The organism is Heliorestis convoluta, assembly GCF_009649955.1.
Taxonomy (GTDB): domain Bacteria; phylum Bacillota; class Desulfitobacteriia; order Heliobacteriales; family Heliobacteriaceae; genus Heliorestis; species Heliorestis convoluta.
This window is the reverse complement of the sequence record NZ_CP045875.1, coordinates 581,973-597,642: the sequence shown is the minus strand read 5'-3', so window position 1 is coordinate 597,642 and position 15,670 is coordinate 581,973. Positions and strand designations below refer to the sequence as shown.

General features: G+C 40.7%; 16 protein-coding genes. 9 read left to right on the top strand and 7 right to left on the bottom strand.

Translation table 11 applies throughout. The annotated features are described in order from the left end of the window. Positions 1-79 precede the first annotated feature (79 nt). Positions 80-859: an energy-coupling factor ABC transporter permease gene (locus FTV88_RS02690; protein WP_153724286.1), complete on the bottom strand. Its 780-nt coding sequence runs from the start codon at positions 857-859 to the stop codon at positions 80-82. 193 nt (positions 860-1,052) lie between these two features. Here FTV88_RS02690 and FTV88_RS02685 point away from each other — a divergent pair, with 193 nt between their 5' ends. Together FTV88_RS02685 and FTV88_RS02680 are read left to right on the top strand one after the other, a co-directional pair. Next, entirely contained in the window at positions 1,053-2,075 is a 1,023-nt protein-coding gene (locus FTV88_RS02685; RefSeq protein ID WP_153724285.1) for an AAA family ATPase, read from the top strand. A 215-nt stretch (positions 2,076-2,290) separates the two neighbouring features. Beyond that, a complete protein-coding gene (locus tag FTV88_RS02680; protein ID WP_162007868.1) occupies positions 2,291-3,130 on the top strand; it encodes a tyrosine-type recombinase/integrase in 840 nt (279 codons plus the stop codon). 21 nt (positions 3,131-3,151) lie between these two features. Here the strand turns inward: FTV88_RS02680 and FTV88_RS02675 are convergent, their stop codons facing one another. From FTV88_RS02675 to FTV88_RS02655, 5 genes are read right to left on the bottom strand one after another with little or no spacing between them, the layout of a single operon-like run. Next, a complete protein-coding gene (locus FTV88_RS02675; protein WP_153724283.1) occupies positions 3,152-5,143 on the bottom strand; it encodes a methyl-accepting chemotaxis protein in 1,992 nt (663 codons plus the stop codon). 49 nt (positions 5,144-5,192) lie between these two features. Next, on the bottom strand, positions 5,193-6,335 hold the full coding sequence (locus FTV88_RS02670) for a PAS domain-containing protein (RefSeq protein ID WP_162007867.1): 1,143 nt from the start codon (positions 6,333-6,335) through the stop codon (positions 5,193-5,195). A 16-nt stretch (positions 6,336-6,351) separates the two neighbouring features. Continuing rightward, positions 6,352-7,470: a PP2C family protein-serine/threonine phosphatase gene (locus tag FTV88_RS02665; RefSeq protein WP_153724281.1), complete on the bottom strand. Its 1,119-nt coding sequence runs from the start codon at positions 7,468-7,470 to the stop codon at positions 6,352-6,354. After that, positions 7,470-7,877, bottom strand: coding sequence for an STAS domain-containing protein (locus FTV88_RS02660; RefSeq protein WP_153724280.1), 408 nt, complete (start codon positions 7,875-7,877; stop codon positions 7,470-7,472). Before FTV88_RS02660 ends, FTV88_RS02665 begins: the two co-directional genes overlap by 1 nt. A 3-nt stretch (positions 7,878-7,880) precedes the next feature. After that, on the bottom strand, positions 7,881-8,315 hold the full coding sequence (locus FTV88_RS02655) for an ATP-binding protein (protein WP_153724279.1): 435 nt from the start codon (positions 8,313-8,315) through the stop codon (positions 7,881-7,883). A 254-nt stretch (positions 8,316-8,569) separates the two neighbouring features. On the opposite strand from FTV88_RS02655, the gene FTV88_RS02650 reads away from it, so the two are divergent. The 5 genes from FTV88_RS02650 to FTV88_RS02630 all read left to right on the top strand — a co-directional run bounded on the left by FTV88_RS02650 (position 8,570) and on the right by FTV88_RS02630 (position 12,466). Next, a complete protein-coding gene (locus tag FTV88_RS02650) occupies positions 8,570-8,785 on the top strand; it encodes a cell division topological specificity factor MinE (protein ID WP_162007866.1) in 216 nt (71 codons plus the stop codon). Between the two features lie 212 nt (positions 8,786-8,997). Beyond that, entirely contained in the window at positions 8,998-9,381 is a 384-nt protein-coding gene (locus tag FTV88_RS02645) for a response regulator (protein WP_153724277.1), read from the top strand. Between the two features lie 114 nt (positions 9,382-9,495). Then, positions 9,496-10,806 carry a methionine gamma-lyase family protein gene (locus FTV88_RS02640; protein ID WP_153724276.1) on the top strand — a complete coding sequence of 437 codons (1,311 nt, stop codon included), beginning with the start codon at positions 9,496-9,498 and terminating at the stop codon, positions 10,804-10,806. 32 nt (positions 10,807-10,838) lie between these two features. Next, the gene (locus FTV88_RS02635; protein ID WP_153724275.1) at positions 10,839-11,318 is read left to right on the top strand and encodes a DUF456 domain-containing protein; all 480 of its coding nucleotides are present in this window, start codon (positions 10,839-10,841) and stop codon (positions 11,316-11,318) included. Between the two features lie 53 nt (positions 11,319-11,371). Next, positions 11,372-12,466: a D-alanine--D-alanine ligase gene (locus FTV88_RS02630; protein WP_153724274.1), complete on the top strand. Its 1,095-nt coding sequence runs from the start codon at positions 11,372-11,374 to the stop codon at positions 12,464-12,466. Positions 12,467-12,541: 75 nt separating this feature from the next. Here FTV88_RS02630 and lexA read toward each other — a convergent pair whose 3' ends face one another. Then, a complete protein-coding gene (gene lexA / locus FTV88_RS02625) occupies positions 12,542-13,174 on the bottom strand; it encodes a transcriptional repressor LexA (RefSeq protein WP_153726477.1) in 633 nt (210 codons plus the stop codon). 207 nt (positions 13,175-13,381) lie between these two features. Here lexA and glgP point away from each other — a divergent pair, with 207 nt between their 5' ends. Beyond that, positions 13,382-15,172 (top strand): alpha-glucan family phosphorylase, encoded by a 1,791-nt coding sequence (gene glgP, locus FTV88_RS02620; protein WP_368277462.1) that lies wholly within the window; start codon positions 13,382-13,384, stop codon positions 15,170-15,172. 197 nt (positions 15,173-15,369) lie between these two features. After that, complete coding sequence (locus FTV88_RS02615; RefSeq protein ID WP_153724273.1) at positions 15,370-15,606, top strand: hypothetical protein; 237 nt, start codon at positions 15,370-15,372, stop codon at positions 15,604-15,606. Positions 15,607-15,670 lie beyond the last annotated feature (64 nt).

Here is a 15,670-nt window from a genome sequence, read left to right as displayed (position 1 = left end):
CCAGGGGCTTGATCAGGTTACTTCCAGTTGACCCTTACTTATAAAGAATTGATAGATAGATAGATTATGACGACTCGGTTTACTTTCTTTCTTTTTTATCTTCTTCTTGACTTTGATTGTTCACAATTACTTTGAGAGGATTTTTTCTATGCTTTTTTGTTGGCAAGCTTACAACGTCTGTTCTCAAGTCTAGGTGCTGCATCAGTTCAGGTTTGAGTCTGCATAAATACTTGGCAATGACGAGAGTAACAGTTCCTTCTATGAGTGCACCGATGAAAGCGATAGGCAAAATGATCTGTATAGACCAGAGCATAACGCCACCAGCGAGTTGCTGTCCTTTTTCCAAGTATTCTGCTAAAAGAAGTGGCTCCGTTGTTAAAGTGGCAAAAAAGACTACAAAAAGCATAAAAGCTGTTGTACTTAATAGAGAAAGCAAAACTGTTGAAAAAAGAGCTATGTAAGGCTGTAAAAGCTTTCGTAAAACTGAAAAAATATAATAAGCTAGAAATGCTTCAAACCCCAAGATGATTGTATTCAGTCCGACTACAGTGATACCACCATGACCAATTAAGCTAAGAAAAGTATTAACGACAAAGATGGAAATAAAAGCATACCAAGGTCCTAGTAGCAAACTTACAAGCACGGCAAGATTCATATGATAGTGGATAAAGCCTAAAGGAATCGACATAGCAATGATCATTAATGCTGAAAAAAGAGCAATCATTGAGACTTTTCTGGCAAAGTGCTCTTCTGCTTTAAGTCTCTGTAATGCAGGAACTAGAATGATAGCTGTAAGAATAAATCCCAGTGCTACGAACCATAGTGGTAATATGCCATCGGGAAAATGTAGATGGGTCACAAAGAAACCTCCTTAGGATGGATTAGCCCATTGATAAATATTATCATATTAGTTATCAGAAAGTAAACATTATTTACTAGTCATTATCTATGAAACCTCAGGCACTACAAGACTGAGGTTTTTTAATTTTTACTGGTCAGATCAAATGTTTACTCACATATAATTGAGAAAATGCGCGTAAAGAGGTGCTATTATGAAAATAAGGTTGAACATAAATCCAGAGGCTCAATTGGCCAACCTAAAAAATAGTACCTGGTTGCCTTCTAAGCTACCGGAATCAATCAAAACTGTTAAAACATTAAGGAACGATAAAGCCAAAGAAAAAAAAACATCCAAGGCAATGGATAACAATGTAAGGGAAATCAACAACGAAGCAATAGAAGAGATTCTCAAAGAATTAAACAGTCTGGTAGGCCTTCAAGAAGTAAAAACATTAATTCATGAACTCAGGTCTTTTGTTGAAGTTCGCAATATGAGAATAGAACAAGGCTTAACGAATGAGGCTATGGCGCTACACATGATATTCAAAGGCAATCCAGGCACAGGAAAAACGACAGTATCTCGAATAGTAGGAAGACTGTTTAAGGAGTTAGGTGTCCTTCCAAAAGGCCATGTAATTGAGGTAGAAAGAGCGGACCTCGTAGGTGAGTATATTGGACATACAGCAATTCGAGCGAGAGAACAAGTGAAGAAGGCCCTCGGTGGTGTACTTTTTATTGATGAAGCCTATTCACTGGCTCGTGGTGGTGACAAAGACTTTGGTAAAGAATGTGTCGATTGTTTGGTCAAAAGTGTTGAAGACTTTCGCGACAACCTTATTGTTATTTTATCGGGATATAAAGATGAAATGAACATATTCTTAAAAACAAATCCAGGCATTCGATCTAGATTTCCAATTCAATTAGAATTTCCTGATTATGCCACAAAAGAATTATTAGAAATTGCCGACTCCATGGTTAAAGAAAGAGAGTACTATTTATCAGGTGAAGGCAAGTTGGCCTTAGAAAAACATTTGAATGAACAAGAACGAAACGGCCATCCTCATCGAGGCAATGCAAGATTGGTTCGTAATATCATAGAAAAATCGATTCGCAGACATGCAGTGCGATTGTTAAGTACAAATAATGAAAAGAAGTTTTCGCGTCAAGAACTTATGGTGTTAGAAGCACAGGATATAACAGAAGGTTGTAAACAATGTTACGATGAGAAAAAATGAGGGCAGGTGAGGCAGACTTCCTATAAAGGAAGACTGCCTTTAATCATTTTAATTGATTTGCACCAAAAAAACTGTTTGAAAAGAGAAGGAAATCTATCTTATTGCGTAGAATTATAATTCCATGCAATAAGATTATGAGAACGATAAAATCATTACCTCATTGTAAGAGAGAAAGCCAAGAAAAAAAGTCCTCCCGGAAAGGTTGCTGGATTGCTATGGATAACAATCATTTAGATAACTTTATCACGTATGGATTAAAAAGAAGGTCTACTGTAACAAGAGAAACTTACAAAGCAGCACTATTACATTTTGAACTTTTTTTAAGAACAAGAAAGCTTGTTCTGGATAACTTTACCAAGCAAGATGTCCAAGACTATCTGGATGCAATGGAAGGGGAAGGGAAAGCACCTGCAACCATTCACAAGCACTTTTATGCACTCAGAGCGTATAGCAAATGGATAAAGAGAAAGACCTTAACGGAAGACATTCGACTCATTCATCTTCCCGATGTCAAAAAAATAAAGCCTGAGACGCTCTCTAAAGAAGAGCGTCAGGCTCTCGTCGCGATGGCCAGTGAAAACAAAAGAAACGTGGCTATTATTCTTTTGTTCTTAGGCGCTGGACTCTCCGTATCTGAACTGGTAACATTGAATCGCTGTGATGTAAGATTAGAAAACAATCGTGGTACTATAATTATTCATAAAAGGAATGCAGAAAAAACTAGAGAAGTAGCCATCGGTCCAATGATCCGCCAAGCCCTCTCTGACTATCTTTTTGAAAGAGAGGACGACCATTCTGCACTTTTTATTAGCAATAGAGATCGTCCAATCAGTACACGTTCAGTTCAAATGATCATAAAAAAGTATGGCGGAGATAAGCTACGAGCTACTGTTCTCCGCCATACTTTTATCTCGGCCATGGTTCAAGGGGAAGAAGACTGGTCCGTTATTCAAAAACAGGCAGGCCTAATAACACCACAAATGTTGCCGCGATATGCGAAGCCAACAAAAGTACAAATTCAAGAAGTGGCCGATCGTTTATTTGACGAAGAATAGGGTCATAAGCAATCTCTCTTATCAAGTCTTAAAGCGACCTACTTCTTCATTTAATTTCGAAGCTGCTTTTGCTACTTCATCGGTATGAACGGAGACTTCTTCTACTGTTGCTAACTGTTCTTCAGCAGAAGAAGCAACTTCTTCTGAAGCAGCAGCGGTGTTTTCAATCAACGTAGAAATCTCTTGAATGGCTCGTTGTACCTCTTCAAAGCTCTTATTCAAAGAGCTAAATACGTCTTGTAATCGCAGAGAATCTGTTTTCGTGTCTGTTACTTCAATAACAATTTCTTTGAGCATATCGCCACCTTGGGTAATAATATGAAGCTGCTTTTTCACGACTTCTAAATTGCTTTCCATCGATCGTACCGTTACAGACGTTTCTGCTTGAATATCTTTGATTAATCTTGAAATTTTCTCTGCCGATTCTTTTGATTCCTCAGCAAGTTTTCGTACTTCCTCAGAGACAACAGCAAAGCCTTTGCCTTGTTCACCAGCACGAGCTGCTTCTATGGCTGCGTTTAACGCTAGTAAGTTGGTTTGATTGGATATATTGGTAATGATTGTAACAATCTCGCCAATTTCAGAAGAACGAAGTCCTAGATTCTGAATTGCTTCTGTGGCAAACTCTACTGTTTTTTCAACCATATTCAGGTTGGAAATGGCTTCATTAATCGCCATTTCTCCTTTTTCAGCAAGTGACGTGGCTTGCGTCGCCTTTTCTACAAGTCTCTTAGAGTTATGAAGCCCAAGGGACATACCTTGATCAGCTTGATTCATCATCACTATAATTTTACTTGCTTCTTCACTTTGTTTGCTCGCACCATCAGCAATCTCTTCAATACTTTGAGAGATCTGACTGGCTGATTGCCCCGTATGAATCATGGCGGTAGCAATTTCTGTTGTAGAAGCTGTCACGAGGTTGGAACTATCTTTGACTGAAGAAACAATACGGTGGATTTTTTCTATAAAGGAATTGACGGCTTGAGCAAGATCGCCTATTTCGTCATTACTTGGCGTCTCTACTTTTTGTGTAAGATCGCCGCCTTTTTCTGCCAATGTAGAAAGCTCTTTTTTTAACTGGAAAAGAGGATTGATAATGACTTTTTGAGCTAGCCCATAGATTAATGCCAGTCCTATGACTAGGACAAAAGCTGAAGAGAGAAATATATTTCTATAAAGATCACGAATTGCTGCCATTACTTCACTTTGGGTCGTTGCAACAGCAATATACCAGTCCGTTCCTTCTACAGTCGCTGAGCTAGCATAGCGAACGACGCCTTCATAGTTATAGGTAGCCATAACGGTGCCTTCTGTAACCATGGTACTCATAAAGAAAGAAAGTTCCTGTAATGTTGCATCGCTTTTGCCTTCCTCTATGTAGTTCACTTGATCTAATACGAGTTGTTCATTTCGATGAGCCACCATGGTCCCTTCACCATTGATCATATAGGCGTAGCCACTTTCACCAAATGAAATATCTGTTATTATGTGGCTCAAGCTTGTACCGGCGAGGCGTGCTATAAGTACGCCTACAATCTCCTGAAACTCTCCATAAATCGGTGCCGCAACCATAATAACAGGTGCATTAATTACACGACTAATAAGGATATCAGACATATTGCTTTCACCAGCAAAAGCTTTCTGAATATAAGAACGATCGCCCAGATAGGTCTCTGTTCCATCTACATAATGGGCTACACCATCGGGAGTCACTACAGCCATGGTCAAATAACCGAGACGATCACTTTCCTCTTTCAGATCCTCCAGTTGCTCTTGCCAATTCATAGTACGTATATCGTCACGACTGGCAACGCTTTCTATGGCTAGTAGGTGATAGTCGATTTTGCTTCCAACAAGATCGGCTGCATTCTTAGCATATTGAGTAAGCGCTTCTTCTGTTTTCTGCTCTAAGGCTTGGGAAGCCGTATAACTAGCGAGCATACCGAGTGCTGTACAGACAACAACAATGGCCAAGCCAAAATAGATTAATAGTTTGAAACGTATGCTTTTCATAGAAACATCTCCTTAACAAATCGATATAATATGAGATGACTCGATGAAGCTAGATAGGAAAGGTGCCTTGAATCTCTACACCGCTTTCAACTCTCTTCTTAAGCAAAAAGGTGCCACCACTTTCTTCAGCAATGACTTTTGCTTCTATGAGAGCAAGTGCAAAGGGACCATAGAGTGTATAAGATTCTGTCCAGTTAATAGCTTGGACCTTATTTCCTAGCATTTCAAAAAGCCGCAATGGCATGATAGCACGATTGTCTTCAATGTAAAAATGAAAAAAGACTTGACCGGAGCGACTGTTCTTAGACTGAAAATGCAAATGGCTAGAACCTTCTTCTTGCTCTAATAAATAAACGAAGATGCCCAATATCATTTTCAGAAAGGGCTTCCGAGCTAGGGAAACTACTTTGTTTTCATCAAAATCAAAAGAAATCTGTACCTGCTTATTCTGATTTATTGCCATCTCCTCGAAAAAAATAATCATAGGGTTGATCACGTCTTTCAATGAAATAGGCTCTTTTTCATTTGGATTAGGAGTACCATGCTTGTTCCATGATGTAGGCGTGGCGAATATGTCATCCATCAGTTCATTGACTAATAAAAGAAGACGAAGACTTACTTCTGACGTGCCGTTGCATGTTTTTTTGAGAGTATTATGTATCAACTTATTGAACAATCGTTGGTAGAAAATAGCCAATTGCAACTGTGCTATTTTATTACGCTGATGCAATTCTATTTGCTTTCTTCTCGCTTCTACCTCTCTTTCATATAGTTCTCGCGCTTTCCAAGCCAATTCTTGCTCTGTGACATCACGAATAAATCCATAGATTCTCGTGACTTTACCCAACTCATTATCCTTCTCCGGGATGGCATGATATTGAAACCACCGCGTTTGTCCCTTTGGATCGATAAATCGAAAGGTAAGGCGACTTCTTTCTCCTGTAGCAATCACTTCCTGAAAATGCGATAGGAGCAATTGATCATCAAGATGGACATAGTCAATAGCCTCATCCTGGTTCAATAGAAGAGATAGAATCATCGGCACTTCTTCTACTAGATGACCCATATGCCAATGTAGAAAAGGCTGATCTTTCTCGTAATGAATTACGTAAAAAAAGTCGCCTACGATCGTCAAAAGATTTTGATAGAAGCTACTATTACCTTGTCTTTCTTGTTCTTTGCTTACTTTCAAATTATACGCCTCCGACTCACCATTGTACAAGAAGAAGTGAGTAATCATCTTCAGAGTGCTGCAAGCTTTTATCAAGGCTTTTTTCTAACTGCTCACAAAGCACAGCTAGAGAAAGATCTCTTCCTAGCGCTATAGATTGAATCACTTGGTCCCGTAAAGCGAACTTAGATTCTAGAGATCCTCTTTTATCATAGATTCCATCGGTAAAGAGTGCCAATCTTTGCTGTTCCTGTAACCGAATCGTCTTTTTCTGAAATTCTAGATCGGGATAGATACCTAGGGCCATATTCTCCGTTTTTAATTTTTGAACAGTTCCATTGGTACCAAATAGACAGGCATCAGGGTTTCCGGCATTACTATAGTGTATACACTGGTTCAGTCTATCAACAATGCAATAGGTACAGGCTGCATAGATTGTTTCCGGTAAGTTCATAAAAAGATCACAAATGTGGCGATTTAACTCTGTCATCACTTGAATCGGTTCTTGTACTTTTAAGGCCACACCTTTTAAGAGAGAACGCAATGCCATCGTTACCATAGAAGACGTCAAACCATGACCAGAAACATCAATAAGAAAGAGAGCCAGTTTCTCATCAGGTAGGTCATAGTAATAAAACATGTCACCGCCAAGAAGAGAGTGGGGTCTCTGTATCCATTGAACTTCAATGTTCTGAAAGCAACCTTTTTTCGGCAAAAGATGATTCATAATCTGCCTAGCTACTTGAATCTCTACCTCAACTTGGTTCATTTGTTGTTCATACCGTCGCAGAAAGCGAAAGCGTCTATTTTCTCTTTTCATAACAGCTCTCAACTCGAGAAGATTCAGTGGCGACGAAAAAAACCAATCTAGCCCCTTCTCTATAAGAAGCCATTTATCTTGCTCAGGTAGTTCTGGCATATAAGCAATAATAGGCAAGAGAGGCTCTTCTACTTTGATACATTCAATGACCCGTAAAGCTTGGGTCAAATCATTGAACTGTCCCAACAAAGCGACATCAGCAACAGGAAGACGCTTTAGTAACAAAGTGCAGCAATCTTTAAAAGGTATCGTAAGAATGGCGTGATTCAATGCTAGAAACTCTAGAATCGATTGATCCAAACGCCCGAGCGTTAATAGTATTTTCTTGTTATCCATCAGTATTGTTCCGGTGAAAGGGTCGGTACATAGCCTTGATCTAATATTTGAAGAGCTTTTTCAGGAGAGTCAACGACCGGGAAAAGTAAGTAAACTTTAGAGATTTGAAAAAGCTGATCAATAAAAGGATCGGTAACAACAACGGCTAACTTTCTATTTTGCTGCTTCGCTTCTTTACTTAAATTTACAAGTACCCCGAAACCTGTGCTATCTATATTTTGAATTTTGCTCAGATCTAAGATAGTACCACGTACCGTAGTCGATTGATTATGAAGAAGACTTTTCGTTTTTGCGTTGGTGTTGTAGACAAGATGACCTGTAAATACGATTTGTTCATAGTCTTTACAAGGTCTAAAATCAATTGAGATATCAACCAGTTCATCGAGACGTCGTATTCTGTCTTGCATCTATCATCCTTCTTTCTTTTTTCTGAATTTTCTCATAATCACAGAAAAAGCTTTTCTATTATCGAGATTTTCAATGCAAATCTCATCCATCAACGCTTGCATGAACAAGAATCCTCTGCCACAATCTTGATGAAGTACTTGTAGCATATCTTGATTCAGCATATATTCTGCTTCGTATCTAGAATAGGCGCTTCCGCTATTGGTTACAGAAACGTACACTTCCTGCTCTGTGATTTTTAGATGAAGAGTAAGGAACCCTACATTATATGTATGATCTCGCCTGACCGCTTCAACAGCATTGATAAGGGCTTCATGAATGGCAAATGCAATCTCACGATGTTCTTCCACAATTTCTTGAAGAAGCGTTTGTTCAACCATATGTGTAAGATAGGGAAGATTCTCTGTGGTAGCAGAACAGCAAATATTTATTTCTATCACAAACAAACCACCCCTTCCTGAAATACTCCAATGATGTAAGACTTGTGTGAAACATTATAACATTTTACAGGTAAAATAAATAGCAGTCCCTTTCCTTCTAATCTTAACTGAGATTAGAGCTTGCATATCATTACTATCTATATAACTCCATCCACTAGAAAAGATATTGAAGTCCCATACAAGATGAAGTATGATTCTACTATATACTCCATAGAAAAGGTAAAAAGCTGGTAAGCATGAAAAAGGTGGTATCTATGAGCAAGAAAGACAATCAACTAATCATCGTAATAGACGAAGAAATAGAAAACTATTCTCAACAAATTGTGGAAGAAATGACACAAGACCTTGTTCAAGTCATCTCGCAGTATATGGAAGTTAATGCCTCAGAAGTAAAAATAGCCTTTGAATCTAGAGATAATCAGAGCATAATGGTAGCTTCTATACCAGTGCTTACAGTCCAACGCAGTTAAAGAAACAAAGCCTGATCTTTTTTGCACAATCATTAATGTAAAAAGTTCAGGCTTTGTTTCTTTAATATTCATGATTAAATTGATCAATTCTTCCATAGTGATGTACAATAGTTAAACAATATGACAACGCTTGCAATGATACAATTGTGGAAAATACAATTTTTTCTTAAGTCAGAATATTGGTAAATTGGCAAAAGAGGTGAGCAGGTGGGATGGCCAAGTTCTTACTCACTGATGATAGTAAGTTTATGCGCAAAATCATAAAGAACATAATTCTTCAATTAGGCCACGAAGTTGTCGCAGAAGCTAGTAATGGTCTTGAAGCTTTACATGCCTACAAGAAAGCAAAGCCGGATATCGTAACGATGGATATTACGATGCCAGAGTACGATGGTATCTACGGAGTTAAAGCCATCCGTAGTTGGGATCCAAAAGCGAGGGTTATTATAGTTAGCGCCATGGGTCAACAATCTTATATCTTAGATGCGATGCGTGCCGGTGCCGTTGATTTTCTCGTAAAACCAATTATCAGTGATCAAGTAGAACAAGCAATTAAGAAGTGTCTACAACCCCCCGTAAATAGCGGGAGAAACTGACGTCGCCTAGGCAATTCTGTCGAATTATGGTATGATTATCCCATACAGCGTGCTCCTTAACCGCAAGGAAAGGAGCTTATTTTTGTATTTTTTTCTGGAGGAAATAGAGCATTCATGATAACCAGAACGAAGCATCAACTTTTCACAATGTTGCAGCAAAAAGGTCGACTCTCTGCAGCGATTGCTGACCTGGCCAATCAAGCTGCTATAGAAGTTGCGCCATATCTTGACAATTTAGCCCAACAACGAGATTATCATCAGATGCGTATATTAGAAAGCTTTCAAGAAGCCCGTCTCTCCGAGTATCACCTTGGTCTATCAACAGGCTATGGCTACGGCGATACAGCTCGGCAGACTCTTGATCAAGTCATGGCACAAGTTCTTAAAGCCGAAAGTGCACTGGTAAGAGAACAGTTCGTATCTGGTACCCACGCCATTGCGGCAGCTCTTTTTGGCGTTTTGCGACCGGGCGATGAAGTTCTTTCAGCGACAGGGTTACCTTATGATACATTACGTGAAGTGATCGGTATTGATGATGCATCGGGTAGCTTACAAGAATTTGGCATCACCTATAGACAAGTAGAATTAACAGCTGAGGGTACCATTGACATACCTGCCTTGCTCCATACAATCAGGCCTACTACGAAGCTCGTTATGTTTCAGCGTTCCCGTGGTTATAGCTTACGGCCTTCTTTATCCGTCGAAGAAATAGGTCAGGCCTGTCAAGCTTTAGCAGAACAGTATCCTCATGTCATCACCTTTGTTGATAATTGCTATGGAGAACTTGTGGAAGCAAAAGAGCCAACTGCACTGGGTGCTCATTTAATCGCTGGTTCTCTTATTAAGAATTTAGGTGGTGGTTTGGCACCAACGGGTGGTTATGTAGCCGGAAAAAGTGAGCTCGTAGAAAAAGCAGCAGCTCGGCTAACAGCACCTGGCATTGGCTCTCATGTCGGCAGCAGCCCTGGTGGACGAAGACTTTATTTTCAGGGATTGTTTATGGCACCGCAAGTCGTTTATGAAGCTTTAGCCGGAGCCGTTTTCGCTGCTCGTCTTTTTGAATTGCTTGGTTTTGCAGTGACACCTCGCTACGATGAAAAGCGTACTGATATTATACAAGCCATTACCATTGGTACAGCTGAAGGCGTTGTTGCTTTTTGTCAAGGTTTACAACAAGCTTGCCCTGTTGATGGTTTTGTTTTGCCGGAACCCAACGCCATGCCTGGCTACGCCGATCCTGTCATTATGGCTGGTGGGACCTTTATTCAAGGTGCTACTAGTGAATTAAGTGCTGATGCGCCCATACGTGAACCTTATGCTGTCTATTTTCAAGGTGGTTTGAGTCAAACTTTTGTCCGCATTGGTGCTGTTACAGCTGCACAAAAGCTTTATGAGCAGTCCTTGGTGCCAGCATTGCGTTCATAGGAGATGGGCAGGGGGGAGAGGAGAGAAAAAGTTTGTATGATATCTGGTTAATTGTTGCCCTGATCGTGATGTTTTTCGGAGCTTTAGGTACTTTTGTGCCGATTCTTCCTGGCATTCCGCTTATCTTTCTAGCCATGGTTGGCTATGGCTTTTCTGAAGGCTTTGTCACTATGACACCACTTTTTCTAGCGATTAACCTATTAATCGTGCTACTTGCTACAGTGATTGATTACCTAGGTACCGCTTGGGGTGCCAAACGCTTTGGTGCTTCTTCTTCTGGTGCTTGGGGTGCCGTTATTGGTGGTGTCGTTGGCTTACTTGTCTTCGGCCCACTCGGTATTGTGGCCGGGCCTTTTCTTGGTGCTGTCATTGGTGAACTCATGAAAGGCCGCTCTATTGACTTTGCTATTGAAGCAGGTATCGGAACCATGCTGGGACTCGTTGGTGCCACAATCGTTCGCCTTTTTATCGCTTTTGGTATGATTGTAGCATTCATATGGAGAATATGGTAAGCATAGACCTTCTATGATCGACTTATTAATGCTCAAAAGGGGGAAGTTTTTGTTTGAATAAGAAAAAGGTGGCCCTGCTCTGTGGAGGAAGGTCCGGAGAACATGAAGTCTCTCTTGTCTCAGCCAATGCCATTGCAGGAGCCTTAGATAGAGAACGATACGATGTGCTTATTATAGCCATAGATCGGCAGGGTAAATGGTGGCTTGGAGAGCATGCGATTGCTAGAATGCAAAAAGGGGAAGAGCCTTATGGCGATCCCGTACATTTACTTCCTGAACCAGGTCGCCAAGGCTTGATACGACTTACTGCCCAGGGTTGGGAAGAAATCCCTGTGCAGATCTTTTTCCCTGTCTTACACGGACCGAATGGGGAAGACGGCACTATTCAAGGTTTACTAGAGTTGGCCAATGTGCCCTATGTAGGCTGTGGTGTTCTTGCTTCAGCTTGTGGCATGGATAAAGGCATTATGAAAATGCTTTTTTCTCAAGCTGGGCTTTCGCAGGTACCTTATCAAGTGGTACAACGGCTACAATGGGAAAAAGAATCCTCTTCTGTAATCGAAACACTGGAGGAAAGTATTGGCTACCCACTTTTTGTGAAGCCTGCCAATATGGGCTCGAGCGTCGGTATCTCTAAAGCTTCAAATCGTCAGGCCCTTCAAGAAGCATTTGCAGAAGCCCTTCTCTATGATAATAAAGTTGTCGTAGAAAAAGGTGTGGAAGCTCGCGAGATTGAAGTGAGCGTTCTTGGTAATAATGAAGTCTCTGCTTCCATCCCTGGAGAAATTGTACCGTGCAATGACTTTTACGATTATACAGCCAAGTATATAGACGATCGTTCACGCTTATTAATCCCGGCACCGCTTACACAAGAAGAGAGCGAAGCATTGCAACAAATGGCAATCCAAGCTTTTAAGGCCATTGACGGCACAGGACTGGCCCGCGTCGATTTCTTTATGGACAAAAAGAACGGTCAGATCTGGATCAATGAAATTAACACGCTGCCTGGCTTTACTTCTATCAGCATGTATCCCAAACTTTGGCAATCATCAGGCCTCGGCTATAGTGACTTGTTACATCGGCTTATTGAACTGGCCGAAGAACGGCATCAAGAAAAGCAGACTCTACTGGTAAAACCATCAAAATAGTAATGAGACTGTAAACCCAAAAAGCAAAAGACTCTCCCTGTTACTTTATGCAGGGAGAGTCTTTCTCTTTTTAGGTTAAGGTAACTTCCGGAAAACAGCAACGACTTTTCCAATAATGTGGACTTGCTTCATCAAAATAGGTTCCATCCCTTTATTCTCGGGCTGTAACCGATAATAACCATCTTCAAAGTAGATTCGCTTCACCGTAACATCTTCACTAAGCAAGGCTACGACAATATCACCATCTTGAGCATTATTTTGCTGCTGTACGACAAGCAAGTCGCCATCGTACAAACCAGCTTCAATCATACTTTCGCCACGATTGGTAATCATAAAAACTTGATCTGATTGAATGAAATCATACGGGACAGGGAAAGAACCATCTCGATTTTCGCTGGTAAAAAGAGGTTTTCCTGCAGATATTTTGCTCAGCTTTGGTACTTCTACTATCGTCTTTCCACCAAGAGAATTGCTGGTGCCTAGAACTTCAATGGCTCTTGGCTTGGAAGGATCCCGCCTAATATAACCTAGTTTTTCCAATCGATGAAGATGACCGTGCACTGTAGAGCTGGAGCTTAAGCCCACGGCTTCTCCAATTTCACGTACCGAAGGGGGATAGCCACGTCTCTGTAGCTCTTGTCGAATATACGTTAAAATATGCTTTTGCCGCTCACTCAGATCTTTTTTCCGCTTATTGTTCTGTTCCATCATCCCAGTTCGGAACACCTCCTGGGGCCTTACACCCTATTCAGCAAACATTATAACATACCATGAAATTTCATACATCCACTAAGGAAAAAAAGTGAATCTTAAAGATAGTATGACTTTAATAAAGCTGTGCAATCTAAAGACAGGAATGATTGTTCTTGTTATGAGGAGGTGAATCTGGTGACAGTTATTGTCACCGGAAAGTAATTGAACATTTACACTGAGCGTCAGTTTTTTCCACGGGTTGCCTATTTTTGCATGGAATATGGCTTGCATTACAAGCTACCTATCTACGCAGGGGGTCTCGGTGTTCTAGCTGGAGACTACATTAAAGCGGCTCATGATTTGTCACTACCTATGGTAGCTCTCGGCATTCTATGGAAACAAGATTATACAGAACAATTTATTGGAGAAGATGGACGGCCTTACGATGTCTATCCTGACTTCAACTTTGACAATGTACAAGATACGGGCGTAACGGTGCAAGTACAGGTACGCGGCGAGAATGTAACATGCAAAGTTCATAAAGTAGAACAATATGGCAATATACCCCTTTATCTACTCGATACTAACTTCCCAGGCAGCACACATGGTTGGATGACTCGTCGTTTGTACGGTGGGGAGGAGCAAGATCGTGTTGCCGCAGAGATTATTTTAGGTATTGGAGGTATGCGTGCTTTACGAGCTCTTGGTATCAACGTAGATATCTACCATATGAACGAAGGTCATGCCGTATTTGCCGGCTTTGAGTTGATCAAAGAAAAAATGAACCAGCGTGCTCTTTCTTTCGAAGACGCTTGGGCAGAAACACGTAAAGAAATTGTCTTTACAACACACACACCTGTTGCAGCAGGCAATGAGATTCACAAGCATGACTTACTTCGCTTTATGGATGCTTACAATGGACTTACCTACGAACAAGTTAAAGAAATTGGTGGCGACCCCTTCAATATGACAGCGGCTGGTTTGTCCTTGTCTCATGTGTCCAATGGCGTATCAAAGCTGCATGGTCTAACAGCATCACGGATGTGGAAAAACGTTCCTAAAGCTTCCAATATTATATCTATCACCAACGGTGTTCATAACTACACCTGGCAAGATAGCCGTATTCGCCAAGCCTTTGAACAAAAAGGGGATATCTGGGCTGCTCATATGGAAAACAAAAAAGAATTTGCCCAGTATATCAAAGATAAAACAGGAAGCAACGTCAATCCCAACGCACTTCTTGTTGGCTTTGCACGTAGGGCTGCTCCTTACAAAAGAAGCGATCTGATCTTCCGTTCTACAGAAGTCATTGAACCCTTGTTACGAGAAGGGAAAGTGCAACTTGTATTCTCCGGTAAAGCCCATCCAAAAGATGGGATGGGAAAAGATATTATTCAACAGCTTGTGCAGATGGATCGAAAGTATAAAGACAGCGTGATCTTTATTGAGAACTACAACATGGAAGTGGCTCACTATATGATTCGAGGCTGCGATGTCTGGCTTAATAATCCTAGAAGGCCCCTTGAAGCCAGTGGTACTTCTGGTATGAAAGCAGCTATGAATGGTGTCCTAAATCTTAGTGTTATCGATGGTTGGGTTGGAGAAGGATTGCAACACCGTGTCAGTGGTTGGCTCATCAATCCGCAGCACAATGAAAAATTACAAGAGTGGGAGCAAGATGAACGGGATCTTCAAGAGCTCTATTATGTCTTACTAAATGAAGTGATCCCCACTTACTATAATGATAGAGATCTCTGGGTTGAAATGATGCGAGCAAGCATCGATATGTCTCGATGGCATTTCTCATCACATCGCATGATTCGAGAGTACTACGAATTAATGTACCAGGTGACCAAAGATATTAAAGACGGGAAAGAAGAGTACCGTTATAGCAATGTAGAGCATGCACTGCAAAATCCTGTAGAAGAGCATGGGCAGCACCGATTCAACTATTATAACAATCAGTTCCACCATCATCACCAGTATCACCGTCAACATCACTACGATCACTAACAATCAAATGGGAAAGGGAAAATGGATTCTAGTCACTGCAAGAAGACAGAATCCATTTTCCCTTTTTTGCTAGTTAAGAACAGGGAATAGGTTTTTTGTTTACATAATACAGTTGACATAATGCATTCGACATGGAGAATTGAAAACTCTATGGATTGTAAAAAATTCTATCTCTGGCGATAAACAGGGGCTCTATTATGAAGTGCATCAGAGAGGAACTGGATAATTCGGCTGTCATAGTCTCTATCAGATTCTTTGCAAAAATTAAAGCTAACGGTCTCGAAAGTGCCTATCTTTTTTTTGGCACATTAGAAGAACAGTGGCGCATCAGCTGCTACGTCCGTGATGCTCTTGAGAAAAACCTTTTGCGAAAAGATCAATACTCAACACCAGCACCTGAAGATATAACAAGCATGATTCAAAAGGCTTCATAAAGTTCTCGCGGGAATGGAGTTAGTGAGATTCAGCAGAATCGAAGCCCTAAAAAACGCTTCCCTA